General features: G+C 42.3%; 24 protein-coding genes. 13 read left to right on the top strand and 11 right to left on the bottom strand.

Annotated elements, in window-relative coordinates:
• Positions 1 to 226 precede the first annotated feature (226 nt).
• From RG47T_RS18640 to RG47T_RS18655, 4 genes are read left to right on the top strand one after another with little or no spacing between them, the layout of a single operon-like run.
• Complete coding sequence (locus RG47T_RS18640; protein ID WP_074490964.1) at positions 227 to 1,066, top strand: ABC transporter ATP-binding protein; 840 nt, start codon at positions 227 to 229, stop codon at positions 1,064 to 1,066.
• Positions 1,067 to 1,077: 11 nt separating this feature from the next.
• Positions 1,078 to 1,872, top strand: coding sequence for a hypothetical protein (locus RG47T_RS18645; RefSeq protein WP_074490965.1), 795 nt, complete (start codon positions 1,078 to 1,080; stop codon positions 1,870 to 1,872).
• Position 1,873: 1 nt separating this feature from the next.
• Entirely contained in the window at positions 1,874 to 2,251 is a 378-nt protein-coding gene (locus tag RG47T_RS18650) for a GntR family transcriptional regulator (RefSeq protein WP_074490966.1), read from the top strand.
• 3 nt (positions 2,252 to 2,254) lie between these two features.
• Positions 2,255 to 2,998, top strand: a complete 744-nt coding sequence (locus RG47T_RS18655; protein ID WP_074490967.1) for a hypothetical protein — start codon at positions 2,255 to 2,257, stop codon at positions 2,996 to 2,998.
• 486 nt (positions 2,999 to 3,484) lie between these two features.
• Here the strand turns inward: RG47T_RS18655 and RG47T_RS18660 are convergent, their stop codons facing one another.
• Genes RG47T_RS18660 through lipA form a run of 3 tightly spaced genes read right to left on the bottom strand, consistent with a single transcriptional unit; the run spans position 3,485 to position 5,769 of the window.
• Positions 3,485 to 4,312 carry an anti-sigma factor gene (locus RG47T_RS18660; protein WP_074490968.1) on the bottom strand — a complete coding sequence of 276 codons (828 nt, stop codon included), beginning with the start codon at positions 4,310 to 4,312 and terminating at the stop codon, positions 3,485 to 3,487.
• Between the two features lie 2 nt (positions 4,313 to 4,314).
• Positions 4,315 to 4,866, bottom strand: a complete 552-nt coding sequence (locus RG47T_RS18665; protein ID WP_074490969.1) for an RNA polymerase sigma factor — start codon at positions 4,864 to 4,866, stop codon at positions 4,315 to 4,317.
• 24 nt (positions 4,867 to 4,890) lie between these two features.
• Entirely contained in the window at positions 4,891 to 5,769 is an 879-nt protein-coding gene (gene lipA / locus RG47T_RS18670; protein WP_074490970.1) for a lipoyl synthase, read from the bottom strand.
• Positions 5,770 to 5,904: 135 nt separating this feature from the next.
• Here lipA and RG47T_RS18675 point away from each other — a divergent pair, with 135 nt between their 5' ends.
• Positions 5,905 to 6,306, top strand: coding sequence for an OsmC family protein (locus tag RG47T_RS18675; RefSeq protein WP_074490971.1), 402 nt, complete (start codon positions 5,905 to 5,907; stop codon positions 6,304 to 6,306).
• A gap of 99 nt (positions 6,307 to 6,405) precedes the next feature.
• Here the strand turns inward: RG47T_RS18675 and ytxJ are convergent, their stop codons facing one another.
• The 3 genes from ytxJ to RG47T_RS18690 form a co-directional block, all read right to left on the bottom strand.
• Positions 6,406 to 6,735, bottom strand: a complete 330-nt coding sequence (gene ytxJ, locus RG47T_RS18680) for a bacillithiol system redox-active protein YtxJ (protein ID WP_074490972.1) — start codon at positions 6,733 to 6,735, stop codon at positions 6,406 to 6,408.
• Positions 6,736 to 7,031: 296 nt separating this feature from the next.
• A complete protein-coding gene (gene ribH / locus RG47T_RS18685; RefSeq protein WP_074490973.1) occupies positions 7,032 to 7,529 on the bottom strand; it encodes a 6,7-dimethyl-8-ribityllumazine synthase in 498 nt (165 codons plus the stop codon).
• A complete protein-coding gene (locus RG47T_RS18690; RefSeq protein ID WP_074490974.1) occupies positions 7,529 to 8,206 on the bottom strand; it encodes a tetratricopeptide repeat protein in 678 nt (225 codons plus the stop codon). The genes ribH and RG47T_RS18690 overlap by 1 nt, the downstream gene beginning before the upstream one ends.
• Positions 8,207 to 8,533: 327 nt before the next feature.
• On the opposite strand from RG47T_RS18690, the gene recF reads away from it, so the two are divergent.
• Together recF and RG47T_RS18700 are read left to right on the top strand one after the other, a co-directional pair.
• Entirely contained in the window at positions 8,534 to 9,640 is a 1,107-nt protein-coding gene (gene recF / locus RG47T_RS18695; protein ID WP_074490975.1) for a DNA replication/repair protein RecF, read from the top strand.
• Entirely contained in the window at positions 9,627 to 9,917 is a 291-nt protein-coding gene (locus RG47T_RS18700; RefSeq protein WP_074490976.1) for a DciA family protein, read from the top strand. The genes recF and RG47T_RS18700 overlap by 14 nt, the downstream gene beginning before the upstream one ends.
• On the opposite strand, the gene RG47T_RS18705 is transcribed toward RG47T_RS18700, so the two are convergent.
• Positions 9,904 to 10,101, bottom strand: a complete 198-nt coding sequence (locus RG47T_RS18705; protein ID WP_074490977.1) for a hypothetical protein — start codon at positions 10,099 to 10,101, stop codon at positions 9,904 to 9,906. The two genes, RG47T_RS18700 and RG47T_RS18705, sit on opposite strands and share 14 nt — an antisense overlap.
• Before the next feature lie 190 nt (positions 10,102 to 10,291).
• Positions 10,292 to 10,711, bottom strand: a complete 420-nt coding sequence (locus tag RG47T_RS18710) for a nucleoside-diphosphate kinase (RefSeq protein ID WP_074490978.1) — start codon at positions 10,709 to 10,711, stop codon at positions 10,292 to 10,294.
• A 120-nt stretch (positions 10,712 to 10,831) separates the two neighbouring features.
• Here RG47T_RS18710 and RG47T_RS18715 point away from each other — a divergent pair, with 120 nt between their 5' ends.
• From RG47T_RS18715 to RG47T_RS18735, 5 genes are all read left to right on the top strand, one after another.
• The gene (locus RG47T_RS18715; protein ID WP_074490979.1) at positions 10,832 to 11,842 is read left to right on the top strand and encodes a DHH family phosphoesterase; all 1,011 of its coding nucleotides are present in this window, start codon (positions 10,832 to 10,834) and stop codon (positions 11,840 to 11,842) included.
• Between the two features lie 9 nt (positions 11,843 to 11,851).
• The gene (locus RG47T_RS18720; protein WP_074490980.1) at positions 11,852 to 12,820 is read left to right on the top strand and encodes an FKBP-type peptidyl-prolyl cis-trans isomerase; all 969 of its coding nucleotides are present in this window, start codon (positions 11,852 to 11,854) and stop codon (positions 12,818 to 12,820) included.
• Positions 12,821 to 12,882: 62 nt separating this feature from the next.
• Positions 12,883 to 13,863 (top strand): FKBP-type peptidyl-prolyl cis-trans isomerase, encoded by a 981-nt coding sequence (locus RG47T_RS18725; protein WP_074490981.1) that lies wholly within the window; start codon positions 12,883 to 12,885, stop codon positions 13,861 to 13,863.
• A gap of 52 nt (positions 13,864 to 13,915) precedes the next feature.
• Positions 13,916 to 14,683 (top strand): TatD family hydrolase, encoded by a 768-nt coding sequence (locus RG47T_RS18730; protein ID WP_074490982.1) that lies wholly within the window; start codon positions 13,916 to 13,918, stop codon positions 14,681 to 14,683.
• Between the two features lie 52 nt (positions 14,684 to 14,735).
• Entirely contained in the window at positions 14,736 to 15,758 is a 1,023-nt protein-coding gene (locus RG47T_RS18735) for an asparaginase (protein WP_074490983.1), read from the top strand.
• Between the two features lie 395 nt (positions 15,759 to 16,153).
• Here the strand turns inward: RG47T_RS18735 and RG47T_RS18740 are convergent, their stop codons facing one another.
• From RG47T_RS18740 to RG47T_RS18750, 3 genes are all read right to left on the bottom strand, one after another.
• Positions 16,154 to 17,659, bottom strand: coding sequence for a bifunctional ADP-dependent NAD(P)H-hydrate dehydratase/NAD(P)H-hydrate epimerase (locus RG47T_RS18740; RefSeq protein ID WP_074490984.1), 1,506 nt, complete (start codon positions 17,657 to 17,659; stop codon positions 16,154 to 16,156).
• Between the two features lie 224 nt (positions 17,660 to 17,883).
• Positions 17,884 to 19,011, bottom strand: a complete 1,128-nt coding sequence (locus tag RG47T_RS18745) for a lactonase family protein (protein ID WP_074490985.1) — start codon at positions 19,009 to 19,011, stop codon at positions 17,884 to 17,886.
• Between the two features lie 182 nt (positions 19,012 to 19,193).
• Entirely contained in the window at positions 19,194 to 20,720 is a 1,527-nt protein-coding gene (locus tag RG47T_RS18750; protein WP_074490986.1) for a pseudouridine synthase, read from the bottom strand.
• A 283-nt stretch (positions 20,721 to 21,003) separates the two neighbouring features.
• Here RG47T_RS18750 and RG47T_RS18755 point away from each other — a divergent pair, with 283 nt between their 5' ends.
• Positions 21,004 to 21,711 (top strand): lytic transglycosylase domain-containing protein, encoded by a 708-nt coding sequence (locus RG47T_RS18755; RefSeq protein WP_245770861.1) that lies wholly within the window; start codon positions 21,004 to 21,006, stop codon positions 21,709 to 21,711.
• The last annotated feature ends 56 nt before the right edge of the window (positions 21,712 to 21,767 follow it).

Here is a 21,767-nt window from a genome sequence, read left to right on the forward strand (position 1 = left end):
AGACCCTGCTGAAACACAAGGGAGGACTTTAAAAATTAACGTGTGGGTTAAAGTTAAGTCTCCCCTACCGGGGGAGATTTAGAGGGGGCTTTATGTTTGTGTTTAAGTTTGCGCAAGTACTCTCCTAGATCCTGCTCAAACACAATTCAAAAAATTATTTTACAAAATATTTGGAAGATTGAAATTTACGTATACATTTGTAGTGTACTACTAAACTAATACACTAATGATACGATTTGATAATTTATCCTTTGGTTATAGTCGCAATAAATTGCTGTACAGAAACCTAAACCTCACAATCAAAAACGGAAGCATTTATGGGCTGCTGGGCAAAAACGGAGCCGGTAAATCAACCTTGCTTAAAAACATGGCGGGCACGCTGTTCCCGGTCGATGGCAACATTACCATAAATGGTATGCAGCCGCAAAAGCGCAAACCCTCATTTTTGTCGGGTATTTATTACATTCCCGAAGATGTATACGTACCGGCCCTAACCGTGCGCAAATACAAAAACCTATTTGCACCTTTTTATCCTCAATTTAATTCCGACAGCTTTTATCAATACCTGAAAGAATTGGAAGTGAACGTGGATAGCAAACTGAACAGGCTCTCATTTGGCCAGCAAAAAAAGTTTGTGATAGCTTTTGCACTCGCTTGCAACACCCCGGTTTTATTGATGGATGAGCCTACCAACGGCCTGGACATTCCATCTAAATCGCAGTTTAGAAAACTGATTGCCTCGGTGATGAATGATGACAGGATTATCCTCATTTCAACCCATCAGGTGCGCGATTTGGAGAACATGATCGATAATATCATTATAGTAGACAATGGCGATATTTTACTACACGAGCCTGTTGGCAATATTACAGGCAAACTTTGTTTTAAAACAGTGAGCGAAATACCTGCAGGTGCCAATGTATTATACCAGGAACGCAGCCTGCATGGAAGCGCAATTGTGATAGAAAACACCAAAGGCGAGGATTCGAAATTAAACCTCGAACACCTTTTTAATGGTATTGTAGAAAACCCTTCGCTCAGCAAAAAAATATTTGAAACCGCCTAAACCTCATCATCATGAACGACACCTTTAACTTACAACGATTTGGCTTTCTGTTTAAGAAAACCATTATGGAGCGCCCCCTACAATTGCTGGGTATTATGGCGCTTTCATTAATCGCCACGCTAACTATTTTTTCTATTTCCGTTTATTTAAACCACTGGAAAGATGCGCATGTGCTATCATTTGCATGGGGCTATGTTGGTGGTGGCATTATCCTGTCATCCGTTATTTTCAGCTATTTTAACACCAATGCAGGCGGCGCGGCTTACCTAACCCTACCGGCATCATCCTTTGAGAAATGGTTTTGCGGGGTGCTCATTTCAGGCGTTTTGTTTACCGTTGTATTCTTGCTATTTTTCCGTTTAATGGATACCATGGCAATAGCTATTTATCATAATAACCTTGATAAAACTACCGCCGATTACAAGCATTTGTATAACTCGGCCAATATTTTTCCGTTTGATGACAGGCAAGTACAGTTTGATTATTACGTTTTCCTGAACTTTGCAGGAGCTTCGCTATTGGGTTCGTTATATTTTAATAAGGCCAATTTTATAAAAACGGCCATGGTTATAATTGCCCTGTTTGCTTTTATGATGGGTGTTAATTGGCTTATTGCCCGTATGTTTTTCTCTAACGTTAATTCGGCATTCCCCTACCTAAGTGTGGGCTTGCAGATTGGGAACGAATACCGCAACATCAACGTATCGCCAGAAGCTGAAAAAAGATTTACGGCATGCCTTAAATATGTAGTACCGGTTATACTTTGGCTTACTGCTTACATCCGCTTGCGCGAAAAAGAAATTTAACATGGAATTTAGAGAACAACAAGCCATATACCTGCAAATAGCCGAGTATGTGTGCGAGCAGATATTGCTTAAACAATGGCCGCTTAATGCCAAGGTTTTAAGCATCCGCGACCTGGCCGTAATGATGGAAGTAAACCCCAACACGGTACAGCGCGCCTATGATTTTTTGCAGCAGCGCGAAATCATCGTAAACAAACGTGGCGTGGGTTATTTTGTAGCAGAAGGCGCTATTGCTAAAGTAATAGCCCTGCGCAGGGAGCAATTTATTGAGCACGAACTACCTGTATTTTTCAGGAATGTATACCTGCTTAAAATGCCTTTAGAGGAGATACAAGCGCGCTATAATCAATTTATTGACGACAATTTTAAAGAAAAATAGATCATGATATTTAAAAGAACAGCCCTGAAATTAAGCACTATAATATTGCTTGTTTCGCTAATATTAATTACAATTGGCTTGTTTGCATCAAACATGGCCCTTAAAACAGCGTATAACAAACTTGACAAAAACGACAAGTACTGGAACTTCAACACCGTATTGAGGCAGCCTTTTAAGCACCTAAAAATTGAGGGCGGTAACATAACCCAGATTGTTTTTGAACAAGCCCCAACCTCTGCCCTGCGCATAGCTAAATACTGGACCGGGTATAAAAATGAAAGTAATTTTAAAGCTTATGTAAGTAAGGATACCCTGCACATTACTATGGTTTATAACCCTAAAAGTGGGGCTAACCGCGAGTGGATGAGCAATACTTCTTTAATCCGCATTTCTGCGCCGCAGCTGTTATCTGTTAATATTAATAATACTAACTTCGAGTGGGATGACTTAAAACAGAACAGCCTTAACGTTAATATGAGAGGTAAATCTGGTTTTAGGGTTGAGAGTATGGTTAGTAATATTGATACACTTAAAATTATCCAGCGCGATTCAACAATGGCTATATTTGATTTTTCCTCTGGCTACAAAGGACCCAGAGCACTCAACTTTCAGCATATTAACGCTGATTTATATAATCGCGCTACACTAAATATTGGTGCCGGTTTCGCCAACGATCTGAAATTAAATATGGGCGATAGCTGTTCGGTAATACTTTCGGGTAAATCTGTAAGTAAACTGCACAAATAGCATACCTTATTTAAGTAATAATATTTGAGCCGGGTAAATGCCCGGCTTTTTTGTGCCCCGTTGCAAAATCAATGCAAAGACTTGTGACAACAATTTGTCAGTAATAATAAATTTAAGTCGTTAAAAGTGGAACATGGCACTAATCTAAAAACACTTTTAAATTACTGGATATTAATATTTTAAATAGAATTCATACCTTAAAAAATGACTTTTAAGTATGCAATATGGAACTAGTGGAACATGTGGAACGTTCCACTATTATTCCATTAAAAACAGCTACAAATATCCCTATTTTATTTCTACTAAGCAGTCGCCCCAGGCTAATAACTACTTGTCATTCTGACGTAGGAAGAATCTTCTTCGCCCGGTATATAATACTAGCATATCGCAGAAGATGCACGCTGTTATGAATAACAAATCTCTACCCACAAAAAAACGCCTGAAGTAAATTACTCCGGGCGTTTTCCTTATGTTGTTTTTGTGTTGTTATTCTGTTTTACCAACCAGTACCAGGTTTGCCATTGTTGGTGATGCAACCCCGCCTCGTGCTTCGAGTGTTACCGCGAATGCTTGTGCACGGGCTATTGATTTCATTTCAATCAGTCCTGTACTGTCATCAACAGCATTGAACACACCCAGATCAACCGGTTTGCCATCAACCAAAGCCCAAAGTTGGTAACTGTGCTGATCGTCATTTGCTGGTAGTTTCATGCGGCCCAAGTCAATCATTACTTTCTGTTTGGCAGGGCTCCAGGCAACAGCAAGTGCAGCTTTAGGAGATTTAGGCGTACCATCCAGTTTAATGATCTTAAACGACGGGTCGCGGAATATATCCAACTGATGATCCATGAGGTTAACCTTGTTGCTAAACTTTTGCGTTTGCAGCTGCATGGTCACCAATTCGCTATCGGTGTTTTTCAATTTATTGTAAACCGCAAATAGCGTGGCTACGCTCAAAACTAATAAAGCTAAACATGCCGCAAATGCATATTTATAAAAATTAACAGACTTTTGCTGCGTCATTTCAATTACTTTAGCCTGATGTGCCGATGCATGGCTGGGTTTAAAATTTCTATCGTCGCCCAGGTTGGTTACTAAAGAGTTGAGTACCTGTTTACGTAAATTTTCCGAAGGTTCTATAGCATATATTTCCGCATATAATTCCATCGACTTTTCTATCGCCTCCAGCTCAGCTTTAATAGCCGGATGTTGCAAAGCCATTGCTTCCACCTGGTGCTTATCGTCCGGGTTAATATCGCCCAGTACATAAAGCTCAAGTATGCCAGATTCCATATATGCTTTTACGTCTTCCACTTTTAATTAAAACTTTTTCTTAACTGCTGAATAGCCATTCTTAATCGTGTTTTAATAGTGCCCAGTGGTACGCCAAGCTCGTCGGCAGCTTCCACATGGGTGTAACCTTTAAAGTACACCAGGTCAAGAATAGACTTTTGTTCAGGCTTTAGTTTTTGAACTAAATCCCTTATGCCGAGCAATTCCGGTTTGTAAACCGTGTTTCTTTGCTCGTCTATAAAAGTTACGTTATTTTCAAGTTCCTGGTTTTTCGTTTGGTTCTTAAAGTCTTTAGATCGAATTTTATCTATAGATAGATTTCGGGCAATATTGACCATCCAGGTAAAGAGACGGCCTTTTTCTGAGCTGTAGCTCGCAAACGATTGCCAAATTTTGACAAAACTTTCTTGTAATACGTCTTCGGCAACGGCAGTATCAATTACTATCCTTACAATAACACCATATAAAGAAGCAGAGTACATATCATACAATGCCTCGGCCGCCATTTTTTCACGGTGGCGCAAAGCGTGTACCAGTTCCTCCTCAGTTAATGATATTTTAGTCTTTCGGCTCAATGGTGTGAATGTAATAAGGATTTATCAGATTTCAAACAAATGTTTTTCTGCATGATAAGATGACCGAACCAATGGCCCACTTTCTACATATCTGAAACCTTTTTCTTCACCAATATCTTTATATCGTTTAAACTGATCGGGGTGTATCCAGTCCACAACCGGGTGGTGGTTACGGGTTGGCTGCAAATACTGGCCCAGTGTAAGTATCTGTACACCGGCTTGCAGCATATCGTCCATGGCTTCTACAACATCTTCCTCTGTTTCGCCCAGGCCCAGCATAATGCCAGACTTTGTGCGTAAACCGGCTGCTGCAATATGGCTCAGGCAGGCTAAGCTACGGTCGTATTTGGCTTGTATGCGTACTTCGCGGGTTAGGCGGCGTACGGTTTCTATATTGTGCGATACCACCTCGGGCCTTACATCAGTAACGCGTTTAAGGTTATCCCAGTTACCCCTAAAATCGGGGATTAAAGTTTCGAGCGTAGTTTCGGGGCTTTCCCTGCGGATGGCGTTAATAGTTTCTGCCCAGATAATAGAACCACCATCTTTAAGGTCGTCGCGGTCTACAGAAGTTATTACACAGTGCTTAACCTGCATTAACTTTACCGAATTGGCAACCCGGTTAGGTTCGTCCATATCAACAGCCAAGGGCCTGCCCGTTGCCACTGCACAAAACGAGCACGACCGGGTACAAATATTGCCCAGTATCATAAAGGTAGCCGTACCGGCTCCCCAGCATTCGCCCATGTTAGGGCAATTACCGCTTTCGCAAATGGTGTGCAGCTTATGCGTATCAACCAAACTGCGTACATGAGCGTACTCTTTTCCAACTGGCAGCTTAACCCGAAGCCAATCTGGCTTGCGTTGAACTTGGTTTGCCGGTATTACGGGTAAATCAATCATTACACAAAAGTAATTAAAAGTATTAATGCAAAGTATACCCCGGTGCGCTATTCATACCGGCATATATATAATGCTTGCAATTTTATGATAATAACGGCTGTTGTTGTAGTTTTACTTTAATTAAAATTAAATATAATGGCTACTGTTGAAACTACCTACCTGGGCGGCCTGCGTACCGAAGCTACCCACGTACAATCTGGCACTAAAATAATTACCGATGCACCTACTGATAACCAGGGTAAGGGCGAAGCGTTTTCACCAACAGACCTGCTTTCGGCATCACTTACAAGTTGCATGCTTACCATAATGGGCATTACTGCACGTACGCACGGTATTGATATTGATAACACCCAGGCATCAACCACTAAAATAATGGCTGCCGACCCACGCCGGGTAAGCGAAATCGCGATAAGCTTTAAGTTCCCGAAAACTTACACCGAGAAAGAGCAAACCATATTAGAGCGTGCGGCCCTAACCTGCCCTGTATACTTTAGCCTGCACCCAGACTTGAAAAAGACGGTTGATTTTGGTTGGTAACAACTTGTAAAGTTTATATAAATAACAAAGCCTGTAAATTAATGATTTACAGGCTTTGTTATTTATGTTTATTAAGAGCCCTTACAGGCTGTATTAGTTTTATTGAACCATTACCAGGGCTTCTTCTACCGAGATACCACCGTGCGATTGGTCAAGGATGCATTCGCCTTCTTTAATCAGCAATAACTGCGGCGACTCGTGGTGAACCTGAAAATCTTCGGCCACCTGGCTGGAGATATTGCGAAACTTAATTAAATCCAGGAAGTAAAGCGGGATGTTGCCGGGCATCTGATCCCAATCCATTTCGAATTTTTTACGGGCCATCATACTGATAGAGCAGCGGGTACTATGCTTAAAAATAATGCTGTAACCTTCGTGCTGCTTTATTTCACCTACCTGCTCAGCACTTTCCAACGGAATCCATTTCATAATAAAATACGATATTAATTATTATGCAAAAGTAATGGCTAAACAGCAGACTTGTTTGGTTGGAATGTAAAAAGATGGTAAAAAGGCATAGAATAGAATTAGGAGATAAGAACCAAGAGCCATGATGATAGGCTTATGCGTTATATCTATTACAGATGCCTACTGTTATCTTTTACTGTGGTAAGAACCGTAAGCAGGGCACAACTTGTTTGAGCAAGATGTAAATACGCAACCCAGGGCTACAGTAACCAGTGCTAAGTAAATAATTTTTTTCATATCGTTATCTTGTGTAAGTATTAGCGTTTAAAACTATCAGCCAGGTCGGCCATTTTAATGGCTGTAATTGCACCTTCATCTCCCTTATTGCCATGTTTGCCACCTGCACGGTCTATAGCCTGTTGTTGGTTATCTGTAGTAAGCACACCAAAAATAACGGGCTTATTATATTTTAAACCAACATTGCTTAAACCATTGGCTACAGCGTTGCAAATAAAGTCAAAGTGCCTGGTTTCGCCTTGTATTACGCATCCAAGGCAAATTACTGCATCTAAGTTAACGATATTTCTTAATAAAATATCGGCTCCCGAAATTAATTCAAAACTGCCGGGTACAGCGTAGGTATAAATATTGTCTGGCTCGGCACCGTGATTTATCAGGCTTTGGTATGCGCCTTCGTAAAGTGCGTTGGTAATAACCGCGTTCCACTCGGCCGTTACAATACCAAAACGGTACGGAGCGGCAGAGGGAACAGTGGTTTCAAAAAAATCTGATAAATTTTTTAGTTGTGTTGCCATTATATTTTTGCTTCGGCGCGGGCAATATATTCGTCTACGTTCTGGCCTTCAGGGCTATCGCTATAGTCGGTTTTTATTTTTTTGTAAGCATCAACTGCCGACTGGTTATCTTTTTGCGCTTCGTAAACTAAGCCCAGTTTCTTTAAATAAATTGGAGATAAAAACTTGTTGTTAGCTTTATCAGCTGCTTTTTTAAAGTAGCTTGCTGCTTTATCCAAATCTTTTAACTCTACATAAGCATCACCGGTACCACCTAAAGCTTCGGCAGCAACCATCGAATCATCGCCGTGGTAGTTACCCAAGTTGTCAACCGCTTTGCGGTATTCGCCTTTGTTTAAATAAGCTATACCCAGGTAGTAATAAGCCAGGTTAGCGGCTTTTGTATTGCTATAGTCTGAAATGATTTTTTCGAAACCAGGGTAACCGGCATCGCCTTTAATAGCTTTATCCCAGTCTTTTTTCGCCCAAAAATCTTGCGCTACGTGCATTTGATCTGCGGCTTGGGTTTCACGTGGGCCCAGGTATACTTTCTGATAAACAAAGTAAATAACAACCAGTGCAACTACGGCTGCAATAATAAATGTTAGGCTTTTTTGGTTCTCGCGCACAAAGTTTCCGGTATGCCCAGCATCTTTTGTTTGGTTTTCTACTTTAGTATTCACCTGAGTATTCGACATTTTTATTTTGAAATTAGGAGTGCAAAAATACGTTTTTATAAATTTTATACAATAGCTTTTAAGTTAAATAGTTATACTTAGCATGTTAAGCCACGTATAAAGCAGTGTAATATTGTTTTTTCGACGTAAAAAATTCACGTTTATGTAGAATTGTTACTTTTTTTGAGGCAACATGCTTTGTACTACCCTATCCATTTTAAGAAGAAGTTTTGGAGCTTTGGCTATAATGATAGTATATCCTACTAAATAACCATAAAGTATCTTACCAGTTTAAATATACACATTACCCAAAACCATACGGCTAATTGCTAACTTTGAAACCTTATTATGTACCTGCAGCAATTATCTGTTATTAACTTTAAAAACTACGCCGAAGCCAGGCTGGAGCTTAGCCCCGGTGTTAATGCTTTTACAGGCAATAACGGCGCGGGTAAAACCAATTTGCTGGATGCCATCCACTACTTGTCGCTTTGTAAAAGCTATTTTAACCCGATAGATACCCAGCAGATAATGCAGGGCACTGACGTTTTTATGGTAAGCGGCACCTTTATGAAAAACGAGCAGACTGATACCGTGGCCTGCTCGGTAAAGCGCAACCAAAAGAAACAGTTTAAACGTAATAAAAAAGATTATCAGCGCCTGGCAGATCATATTGGCTTGTTTCCGCTGGTAATGGTTTCGCCGTATGATGTATCTATTATTATAGAGGGCAGCGAAGAACGCCGCCGTTTTGTGGATAACGTGATTTCGCAAACCGACAACCAGTACCTCGACGAACTGATTGCCTATAATAAGATCCTGATCAACCGTAATGCAGTTTTAAAACGAATGAATGAAAGCGGCAGGTTTGACATCAGCCTGCTCGAAGTATTTGATGAACAACTGGTTGCCCTGGGGGCCCGCATTTTTGAAAAGCGCAAAGCTTTTATGGATGTGTTTACCCCGATATTTAATGCGCACTACCATTTCATCAGCAATGAAGCCGAGCAGGTAGAACTGGTTTATGAGTCACAGTTATTACAGGATAACCTGGCCGACCTGCTGGTAAAATATGCCGACCGCGACCGGGTGCTGCAACGCACATCGGCAGGCATCCACCGCGACGACCTGCTGTTTAGCATCCACGGCATGCCGATGAAGAAATTTGGTTCTCAGGGCCAGCAAAAATCATTTTTGATAGCCCTCAAGCTGGCACAATACACCTTTCTGTATCAGCAAAAAGGATTTAAGCCATTGCTGTTGCTTGATGACATTTTTGACAAGCTTGACGAGTTTAGGGTTACCAAACTGATGCAAATGGTATCTGACCATAATTTTGGGCAGGTTTTTATAACCGATACCAGCGAACAGCGCGTTGCCGGCGTGCTAAACGGCATTGAAGTAAATTATAAGTTATTTAAAGTAACCGGAGGAGAAGTAAATGCGCAAGACTAACGATAAAACCCTGAAAGATGCTATTGAGCAAATGATGCAGGTATACAAGATAAAACGCAAGTTTGATGAAACCGGGATCTCGGCCTTATGGCCCGAGCTGGTGGGTAAGTCTGTAGCTAACAGAACAAAAGAGCTTTTCATCCGTGATAAAAAGCTCTTTCTGAAAATAGAATCTTCGGTTATAAAAAATGAGCTGATGCTTATCCGCACCCAAATTATAGGGAACATCAATGAGCGCTCAGGCTCGGTACTTGTTGAGGATATTATCTTCCTTTAACCAGGCGTAAACGCGCAAATACATCATCACGAATTACAGAGTAGGCAATAAGCATAATGCCTGGTACCCAAAATGCCAGTTGCACTTCCGGGTGGTTAGCAAACAGTTCGAGCCCGCCTATAATAAGTAAAGGGAAGGTAACTATATAAATAAAATATCTCAGTACTAATTTAAAATTGTTCATCGCAGCTATTTTATTGTAGTGTTATAAAATTAGTTAGTTCGGGGTATTATTTGGTTATCAGTGTACAAATAATTGGTTACCTATGCACTAAAGTAAAGCTACGATAACTATTTTTATTTCCCACTACAAACAAAAATAACGAGTGATATTTTACCACTCGTTATAAAATTTTCCTTAAGAGAAATAGCAATTAAACTCTCTCGAAAGCCGAGAAGAAAAAGCTGCCTTCGATAGCCGCATTCTCGTCAGAGTCGGAACCATGCACAGCGTTAGCCTCGATAGATTCTGCAAAACGGTTACGAATTGTGCCTTCGTCTGCTTTTTTAGGATCAGTAGCACCAATCAGCTTACGGAACTCTTCAACAGCATTGTCTTTTTCAAGAATAGCTGCCACAATTGGTCCGCCAGACATAAATTTAACAAGGTCGCCATAAAAAGGGCGTTCTTTATGTACCGCGTAAAACTCACCCGCTTTTTCGGCGCTAAGTGAAGTTAACTTCATTGCTTTTATACTGAATCCGGCTTTGATGATCTGGTCTAAAATACCTCCGATATGTCCGTTAGCAACGGCATCGGGTTTAATCATTGTAAAAGTTCTATTATTTTCCATAGTGTTGCAAAATTGCCGCAAAAATAACTCTTTATGCTGATAATTAAAGAGTTTAACCGAAATAAAGCTAATTGCTATTTAATTTATTTAATTAGCTTTGCACTTCGTTTTTTTTGATTAATGTTAGATATTGCTTCGCTTGCAGCCCTTTTAGAGCAGCCCAAAAGAATAGTTATCACTACCCATCATAAACCCGATGGTGATGCTTTAGGTTCGTCGCTGGGCTTATATAATTATTTAATACAACGTGGGCACCACGCCAAAGTAATTACCCCAACAGACTATCCGCAGTATTTTGATTGGATGCCGGGTAACGAAGAGGTAATCATTTATACCGATACTGTAGAACAATCGAACCAATTGATTGCCGAGGCCCAATTAATTTTCTGTTTAGATTTTAATGCCCTTGGCCGTATCAACGAAATGGGTGAGCAGGTACAAAACAGCAGTGCCTATAAAATAATGATCGATCATCACCTGGAACCACAGGATTTTGACGATTATCGTTACTGGAATATTAATGCCTGTGCTACGGCACAATTAGTATACGATTTTATTGCCACCGAGCTTAACGATAAAGCTCTGGTTAACAAGGATGTAGCTACCTGTTTGTACACCGGTATCATGACAGACTCGGGGTCGTTCCGTTTACCAAATACTACAGCGGCAGTACACCGCGTAGTTGCAGATCTGATTGATGCTGGCGCAGTTAACTGGAGAATCCACGAACTGGTATACGATAGCGCTACCGAAAACCGTTTACGCTTTCTGGGGCATTGTTTAGCTAACAAACTAGTGGTTTTACAAGAGTTTAACACCGCTTATATTTCTGTTACAGAAGAAGAGCTAAAAAAATATGATATTAACACCGGCGATACAGAAGGTATTGTTAACTATGCATTATCTATTTCGGGTATAAAGCTGGCAGCCTTTATGGTACAACGTAAGGATAAGGTAAAGCTTTCTTTACGATCGCGGGGAGAATTTCCGGCAAACGAGATCTGTAAAAAGTATTTCAATGGCGGTGGCCACCGTAATGCAGCCGGGGGCGCAAGTGATGATACACTCGAAAATGTAATTGCACAATTTAAAGCACTATTACCAAATTATAAAACACTTTTAATACAATAAGCAATAGAAATGAAAAAAAACTTAATCGTTTTTGCGGTTGCAGCTATTGGCCTTGCCAGCTGTAACGGTGGATTTAAACAAGGAGACGGCGGATTACTTTATAATATCGTTGATGACAAAACAACGCCTGTTATTAAAGGTGGCGACTTTATAAGCGCCAACATTATTACCAAAACCGATGGCGACTCTGTATTATACAGCAGCTATGATGCCGGTAAACCGGTAGCTTTCCCAATGCCGGCTAAATTGCCGTACAAGGGTGATGTTTACTCTGCTTTATTAATGATGAGCGAAGGCGATAGCGCGGTGATCAAGATCAATGCCGATTCGTTATTTAAAAAGAATTTGCCTAAGCCCCCGGGTTTTAAAGGTAAATACATTATTTACGAGGTTAAAATTAACAAGGTAATTCAAAAAGGCACATTAACAGATCAGCTTTTTGCTGCCAAAATTGACGATTACTTTAAAGGCGAAGCTGCTAAAGTAAAAGGTTTAGAAGCAGGCAAGATCTCTAAATACATTGCCGATAACAAACTGAATGTTACCAAAACAGATTCTGGCTTATACTACCAGATTACCACACCTGGTACTGGTGCTGTGCCAAATAAAGGCGATACTGTTGTAGTTAACTATACCGGCAGGTTCTTAAACGGTAAGGTATTTGATACCAGCAATAAAGAAACAGCTCAAAAGGCTAAAATCTTTAACCCAATGCAACCATACCAGCCAATACACATCCCTGTAGGTGTGGGCGGTGTTATAGCAGGCTGGGACCAAGGTTTACAACTGTTAAACAAAGGTGCTAAAGCTACTTTTGTAATACCATCTAAACTGGCTTACGGCGAGCGTGGTATGCAGGCTATTGGCCCATACACCCCGCTTACTTTTGAGGTAGAGATCATCAACATTATCCACCCAAACCCTAATGCACCAAAACCAGTGGTACCTGTATTACCGGGGCAGCCAGCTGCAAAATAATTAACAACTAAACTAAGAGGCTGTACATCAAAAGTGTGCAGCCTTTTTTCTGTAATATACCCATGAAAAGATTTTTTTTATATGCCTTAGGCCTTAGCCTGCTGGGCACAGTGGCAAGTGCACAGGTTACCACCCTAACACCTAAAGGCGCACAGTACCAGGTTTTAACCCATAACGTGGGCCCTAAAATTAAACTGGATGATATTGTAACCTTCCAGGTGGTTGAAAAAACCGAGAAGGATTCTGTATTGTTTAGCACGTATGCTGCCGGCCACCCGGTACAAATTAAGGTGCAGGCATCATCAAACGTTGCCGACCTGATGGATATTTTCCCATTATTAACCGTTAAAGACAGTGCTATTGTACGCGTACCCGTAGATTCTGTATTTAAAGGCCATGAAACCGAGCGCCCTGCTTTTTTACCGGCAAAAAGTAACATTGTGTTTGCCATTAAAATTGTAAAGGTACAATCACTAGCCGAAGCCATTGCCGAAAGAAATGCAGGCATAGCTAAAATGCAGCAAGACGAAATGGTGAATGCCAATAAATACATTGCCGACAATAAACTGTTTGTAAAAGCTACACCAAGTGGTTTAAAATATATAATAACCCAACCATCAACCGCACGTAAACCTGCCGTTGGCGATACCCTGCTGGTAAATTATACCGGCCGTACTTTAAATGGTAAGGTTTTCGATACAAGCGTAAAAGCGGTAGCACAGGCAGCAGGCTTGCAACAGCCAGACCGCAAGTACGAACCCATTAAGGTAGTAGTTGGCCAGGGCCAGGTTATACCTGGTTGGGACGAAGGTTTGTTATTGCTCAACCAGGGGTCGAAAGCAATATTTGTAATCCCCTCTAACCTCGCCTATGGCGCACAAGGCGCAGGTGAAGATATTGCCCCATACAGCACGCTGGTATTTGATGTAGAACTGGTAAAAGTAAGCCCGGCACCGCACAAGGCACCGGCAGCTAAACCTGCTACAACGACCAAGAAGTCGATCACCAAAAAGACGACGACGACAAAAAAAACAAATAAGTAATAAATATCAAAAAGCCTTCTGCCAATAACAGAAGGCTTTTTACATTTGCAGCATGGTATTCACAGATACGCATACCCATTTTTATTACGAGACCGATGCCGGCAAACAAGCCGAAATGCTGCAGCGGTGCCTGGATAATCATATCTCCCGTTTATTTTTGCCCAATGTTGATGCCTCCTCGGTTGAGCTGATGTTTAACATTGTTGACCGATGGCCCGAAAACTTTTTCCCGATGCTGGGCCTGCACCCTTGCGATGTAAAAGCGAACTGGCAAAACGAGATCAATAAGATAAAAGAAGCCGGTGCCGGGAGAAAAATATACGCTATTGGCGAAATAGGAATTGACCTGTACTGGGACAAAACCCTTTTGGACGAGCAACTACAGGCCTTTGAGCTACAGATACAATGGGCCAAGGAACTCAACCTGCCCATTGTGATCCATTGCCGGGATGCCTTTGACGAAACCTACGAAGTTTTACAACGGCTGAACGATGAAAAACTTCGCGGTATATTCCATTGCTTTTCGGGCACGGTAGCGCAGGCACACAAAGTTATTGAGCTTGGTTTTTACCTGGGGATAGGCGGCGTAGTTACCTACAAAAATGCAGGGCTGGATAAAGTGGTAGAGCAAATTGATCTGAAACACCTGGTTTTAGAAACAGATTCGCCTTACTTAACCCCGGTACCTTTTAGGGGTAAACCCAACGAAAGCTCGTATCTTAAATACGTGGCCGAAAAAATTGCCGACCTGCACCGGGTTGATGTTGCCGAGGTTGCCCGCATTACTACAGAGAATTCAAAAGTCATATTTGCAATATGACCATGCAATATTGACTTATTTTTATAATTTTATCAATAAACCATAATAATACATGTGCCAGATACTGATCATTTATACCGGAGGGACAATAGGTATGATGAGCGATCCCAAAACAAAAGTACTAAGGCCCATTAACTTTGAGCAGATCATGGATAATGTGCCCGAACTGGAACGGCTGAACTGCCGCATTAAGGTTCACTCTTTTGACGAGGTTATCGACTCATCCAACATGAACCCAGCTATCTGGAGCAAACTTGCAGGGCTTATACAAGAGCACTACGACGATGTGGATGGCTTTGTGATTCTTCACGGGTCTGATACCATGGCCTTCTCGGCAGCTGCCCTGAGCTTTATGCTCGAAAACCTGGGCAAACCGGTTATTTTTACAGGTTCTCAATTGCCCATCAGCGCTATCCGTACCGATGCTAAGGAAAACCTGATGACCGCCATTGAAATTGCTAAAGCCAAAAAGAATGGCCTGGCACGCGTGCCCGAGGTTTGTATTTATTTCGACTATAAATTATTCCGCGGTAACCGCGCTTTTAAATATAACTCCTCTAAGTTCGAGGCATTCCGCTCGCCAAATTATCCGATCCTGGCCGAGTCGGGCGTGCACTTGCGGTTTAGCATCAACGATATCCGCCATCCGCAGCCAGATCAAAAACTCATCATCCATCAAAAATTAACCAGCGATGTAGCGGTATTGAAGCTATATCCCGGTATTGGAGCCAAGGTGGTCGAAAATATTCTTTCTGCCGATGTAAGGGGTGTTGTAATGGAAACCTTTGGCGCAGGCAATACCAGTACCGATCCCTGGTTTATAGACCTGCTTAAGCAGGCCATTGACAGCGGCAAGGTAATTATCGATATATCGCAGTGTAAAGTAGGCACGGTAGAACTGGGCCGCTACGAAACCAGCAAGCAACTGAAAGACATTGGCGTAGCCAACGGCTACGACATGACCTACGAAGCCGCCATTACCAAAGCCATGTACCTGCTGGGTAACTATGATGACCCTAAACAAATTAAAGAGTATATGGAGATGGACATCAGGGGTGAATTAACCGTATCGTAATCCTCACCATTGATGTTGTACCATTATTAATGGTATGATACAAGTTAAAAGAAAGAGTCGCCCGGCTGTATACCATGCGCCTCTTTTTTTCAACAGTATTTAAGAAATATAAGCAGAAAAGAGGCTTTGCTGTACCCTTATCAGGAGTATTTTATAAAAAATCGCGCTTAATGCTAGTGATTATACAATGTTATAATCCTAAATAAGGCAATGTAAAATGCCCACAGTGCATTGAACGCACGTTTTCGACAGAACAAACTCTACCTAAAAGATAGTTTTCATATTTTTAATATTTTTTGTAACTATTTGGTAAGAGAACGCATCTTATAGTCAGTATTTGTTCTTTATGGTCAGTTAGTTAGAAGAGCGGTTGATAATACTAAAACCGCTTATCTTTAAGCCATTAAACCCGCCATACTCGCAGCCACCTGTGCTGCTACCCTACCCGGCAAAACCACCGTTAATTTATTGGGCAAGGCCAAATCATCACCCGCTTTACCGTGTAAATAAACACCGGCTAAACAAGCCTCTAATGCCGAATATTGTTGAGCCAGCAAAGCTGTGATCACCCCTGTTAACACATCGCCCATACCGCCGCTTGCCATAGCTGCATTGCTTGTAGCGTTGAAATACAATTTCTCATCCGGCGATGCAACAATGGTATAATCATTTTTTAACACGATATAAATCTCCAGTTCTTTAGCTTTTTGCTGAGCCGTTTGCAGGCGCTGCCACCAAGTTTTATGCTCGCCAAACAAACGGTCGAACTCTTTCATATGCGGTGTTAGTATACTGCCTTTGGGCAGGCAGGCCCATAGTTGTTTATACGTAGCCAGTAAATTAAGCGCATCGGCATCAATAACAACCGGCCTGGTGTAATTGGTAAATATTTCTGTAAGCAGGGCAAGTGCATTATCATCTTTGCCTAACCCCGGGCCAATACCCATGGTACTAAATTTCGCCCAGTCAATTTCGGGTATTGTCTCGCCCTCGCGTACAATAGCCATTATTTCGGGCATGTAGCTATTCAGGGCAACCAATCCACTTTGCGGAATGCAAGCTGTTGTTAACCCCGCCCCTGCCTGTGCACAAGCCGAAGAGCATAGCAATGCCGCGCCCATAGTTTCGGCATGCCCCGCTACAATTAAAGCATGCCCATAAGTACCTTTATTACTGAACCGCTCTCGTGGTTCCAAAATTTGTTTAATGTCCGCCTCTTCCAGGTATTGATAAGGCGAATTAAGCTGCTGTGTGTAGGTTTTATTAATGCCAATGCCTACAGCTACCCAGTTTTTAACAGCATATTTGGATTCGGGCAGCAGGAAATTAATTTTTGGCTGCTGAAAGGTGATCGCCAGGTCTGCTTTGATCACCACAGCAACCTCTTCAATTTCTCCTTCGCCATAAAAACCAGTAGGTACATCAACAGCTACTACCGTTTTACCCCAGCTATTAATTTGCTGACCCAACTGGGCGTACTCGCCGGTAAGCGGCTTGTTAAGGCCATTGCCTAGTAAGGCATCAATGATGATATCGGCCGGTTCTATAATTAATTCTGCCGTTGATTTAAACTCCTTAATAATAACACCAGTTTGCTGCAAACGCTCGAGGTTAGTATTAAAATCAACTGATGTCTTTTCAGAAAAGCGGGCAATCTTAACATCCACCTTTTCAAAGCCATAATCGGTAAGCAAGCGCGCAATAGCCAGGCCATCTCCCCCATTGTTTCCGGTACCGCAATAAATAGCAATTGATTTTTCTATATCGCCATATCGAGCAGTAAATACCTGTTCAAAGGCCTTGGCGGCACGCTCCATCAAATCGATAGATGAGATGGGCTCATGACTAATGGTATAAGTATCGGCTTCGTGAATTTGCGAGGCGGTGAGTAAAGGCTGCATATTGTTAAAAGTAACAATTAACAGGTTTGTTTGGCGAAAGCAAAAGGTTTATTGAAAAACAAATTGTCCTTATATACCAAGAAAGGCCATCCTAAGTGGAAAGCCCTTCTTGGTATTAATTCTTTTGCTGTTCGGAACCTCGGAAGAATTTTTCTACGTTTTGCACAACAAGGCTTTACAAAGCGAAAAAGATTCGTCGTTAGCACCCGGAATGACAAAATAACCTATTGCGCCGGCGTAAACTTTAAACATACCGGGTTACCAATGCTTAAGCGGGCTCCGGTAGTGGTTAGTTTACCTGTGGTTTTGTCTATTTTGTAAAGAACAACACTATCGCTGTTTTGGTTAGCAACCAGCAGGAACGAACCTGTAGGGTCTATCACAAAATTACGCGGACCTTTACCCAGGCTCGATACACGATCTACATACGTTAACTGGCCATTATCTTTATTAATAGCAAAGGTTACAATATCATTTGCTGTGCCACGGTTTGATGCATATAAGAACCGGCCATCGGGCGATACATGGATATCGGCAGCACCTACTTCGCCGGTGAAACCGTCTGGCAGCATGGTGATAGACTGGGTTTGTTTTAGCTTGCCGCCATGATATTCGAAGCTGTAAATATTACCGCCCATTTCTGTAATCAGGTATACATATTTATGGTCGGGCGAAAAATCAATATGGCGCGGGCCATTACCGGCCATTACAGTAGTCAGGTTCTCGGGCAGCGGGGTTAACGGTTGCGCATCTGATGCCTTATAACGGGTAGCATTTAGCTTATCGGTACCCAGGTCGCTGTAAAATACATATTTCTCATCTGGCGATAATACTGCTGTGTGTACATGCGGGCCCTCTTGGCGGGCTTCATTAGGGCCTTTACCTTCATCTTTAATATTTTGCTTTACCACACCTAACGATCCATCGGTATTAATGGGCAATACGCTTAAGTTTCCGCTGGAGTAGTTGGCTACAAAAACATTTTTCTGTGCTTTATCTACCGATATATAGCATGGGTCTGCCCCTTGCGAAGGCTGGCTGTTAATGGGTTGCAATATGCCTGTTTTAGCATCAAAACCAAACGAGCTAACACCGCCATCTTTACCATCTTCATTTACAGCATAAACAAATTTGTTGTTACTGCATACGCACAGGTAAGATGGGTTACTAGTTGCCACCTGGCTTAGATATGCCAAGCGGCCGGTTTCGGTATAAAAACGGTAAACATAAATACCCTTGCTAGTGCCCTTGGTGTAAGTACCGATAACCAGATCGAAGGTTTTTGGAGCAGGTTTCTGGGCATAAGTTAAACCCGAAGCCAGTAGCATTATAATAAACAGTAATTTTTTCATAGAGGCAGCATTTATTTATTGGGACGCAAATTAGTAAAAAAAACACTTGTCGTTCTGAGTGTAACGAAGAATCTTCTGCGCTAAGATTTGTCCTCTCGAAGAAGATTCTTCGTTACACTCAGAATGACAAAGGAGAGCTAAACGAAAACTGCCCGGTTCTCACCGGGCAGTTTCAATATTTATTAAACCAAATGTTTCAGTTGGATCACCTCTTTTTCGTCGAGGTATCTCCAGCGTCCGCGTGGTAAGTCTTTTTTGGTAAGGTTGGCGTACACCGAGCGGTCAAGTTTTACAACTTCGTAACCCAGGTGCTCAAATATGCGGCGAACAATACGGTTACGCCCGCTGTGAATCTGGATGCCCACTTCTTTTTTGGTACCACCGGCTACGTATGATACCGAGTCTGGTTTTATAAAACCATCTTCCAGCTCAAGGCCAAAGCCTATCTTATTTAAATCGCCTTGTATTAAGCCTTTATCAAGCTCAACCATGTACAATTTAGAGATGTTATTTTTTGGATGGGATAATTTATCCGCTAAATCACCATCGTTGGTCATTAATAATAAACCGGTTGTGTTACGGTCTAATCGGCCAACAGGGTAAATACGTTCTTTGCTGGCTTTATCAACCAATTGCATTACGGTACGGCGTTCCATCGGGTCATCAGTAGTGGTCAGATAATCCTTTGGTTTGTTCAGCAATACGTAAACGTTTTTCTCACGCTTTAAGGTTTCGCCGTTGTATTTGATCACATCTTTATAAGGATCAACTTTGTGGCCCAGTTCAGATATCACTTCGCCGTTAACCGAAACTACACCGGCCATAATCAGCTCATCGGCCTTACGGCGAGAGCAGATGCCTGCATTAGAGATGTAACGGTTTAAGCGCATTAAGCCGTCGTCTTTTATTGTAGTAGTGCTTGGTTTTTTAGCTCTTAAAGTACGCTCTGGTTTGTTACCATTGGCATCATAATCGCCCGGGCGTGACTTTTCGCGTTTTTCGTAAGTTTTGGTATAACCACGGTTGTCTTTACCAGGAACCTGCTCCGTTTGCGGGCGCTGGGTTGATGGTGGGCGGCGTGAAAAGCTTTTTTCGCCTAATGATGGCTTGCGGTAAGGGCGGTCGCCGGTTGGCCTGTCAGATCCACCGCGTGATGATGGGCGGTCGCCGTATGATTTTTCGCCACCTTCGCTGCTGCGTTCAGGCCGGCCACTGTATGGGCGATCTGATGCACCGCGTGATGGGCGGTCGCCGTAAGGCTTATCACCGCCACTGCGTTCTGCACGTGGGCTGTATGGCCTGTCTGATGAAGTACGTTTTGGGCGTTCGCCGAAAGGTTTGTCTGAAGCGCTGCGTTCAGGTCGGCCACTGTATGGACGATCTGATGAGGTGCCCCTTGACGGGCGGTCGCCGTACGGCTTGTCTGAAGCGCCACGTTCCGGACGGCCAGTGTAAGGCCTGTCTGACGAATTACCGCGAGACGGACGATCACCATAAGGTTTGTCTGTATTGCTTGCGCGATCTGCTGAGCCCGTATTTGGCCTGCGGCCTGCACGTGGCGAATCACTACCGTTTTTGTTGTTTGATTTTGGTGCGGATGATCTGGAATCTGAAGGTTTGTTCCAATCTTTCTTTCCGTCTTTGGCATTTCTACCTGAAGATCCTGAAGGCCTGTCGTCGCGACTATTGCCTGGTTTTCTAAAAGCCATACTTTTTTGTTTAACGCTATCTCAGCGGGAGGGTAAAGTTACAACAATTAATGAAAGTTAAAAGAAATTTTTTAACAAAAAATCTATGCCTATCATACTTTAAAACGCTGTTTTTCAAAGTTTTCAACACGGTGTTAACAGGGGCTGTTTTGCAATTGCTTGATATTGTGCATAATATACTTACCTTTGCAGCCAAACCTAAGCCAAATGTTGAATTAAAATAGATTGAATGATTAAGAAACACTTATTTACGTGCTCCGTAATATTGGTGTCGGTTGTCATTTTGAAACTGTTTGTCTGCAGTACAACTGAAAGTAAGAACGTAGTTAAAAGTACCCGCTTTGCAGGTTACATAGCGCTACGCCCGGAAGAAAGCGAAGGCTACAATTTTGCTCACGAAGCTATCCCTGTTACCAACAAAAAGGTGGGCAGGAAGTTCAAAGTATCCCTTTGGCGGCATAGCTATAATACCGTGGGGTCTGTAGTGCTTCATAAAAAGGCCAGTAAATTATTTCCAATAATTGAACCCATACTACGTGCGTATGGCATCCCCGAAGATTTTAAGTACATCCCGCTTGTAGAATCTGGTTTAAAGTCAGGCGTATCTCCTAAAGGAGCGGCTGGTTTATGGCAGTTTATGCCGCAAACCGCACGCGATTACGGCCTGCGGGTTGGCGGTGGGCAGGATGATCGTTTAAACGTACGCAAATCTACCATTGCCGCTTGTAAATACCTGCGCGAACTTTACGGCGTTTTTAACAGCTGGACGCTTACTGCGGCGGCCTACAACGGCGGCTCGCCACGCATACGCCATGCTATTAATCACAAAAACCAGGGCAACTATTATTATATGAGCCTTAACCGTGAAACAGCAAGTTATGTTTACAAGCTGATTGCCATGAAAGAGGTGATCAAAAAACCCAAAGACTATGGCTACCATAACGTGTATGCCTCTTATTTACAGCCTGCAGAATTGCTGGCTGTAAACTAAAAGTAAAATTATTACGGAGCATTTGAAGGTCGCTTTGCAGAACAGCAAAGCGACCT

Origin of the sequence: Mucilaginibacter polytrichastri (genome assembly GCF_001911425.1) — a bacterium.
Lineage (GTDB): Bacteria > Bacteroidota > Bacteroidia > Sphingobacteriales > Sphingobacteriaceae > Mucilaginibacter > Mucilaginibacter polytrichastri.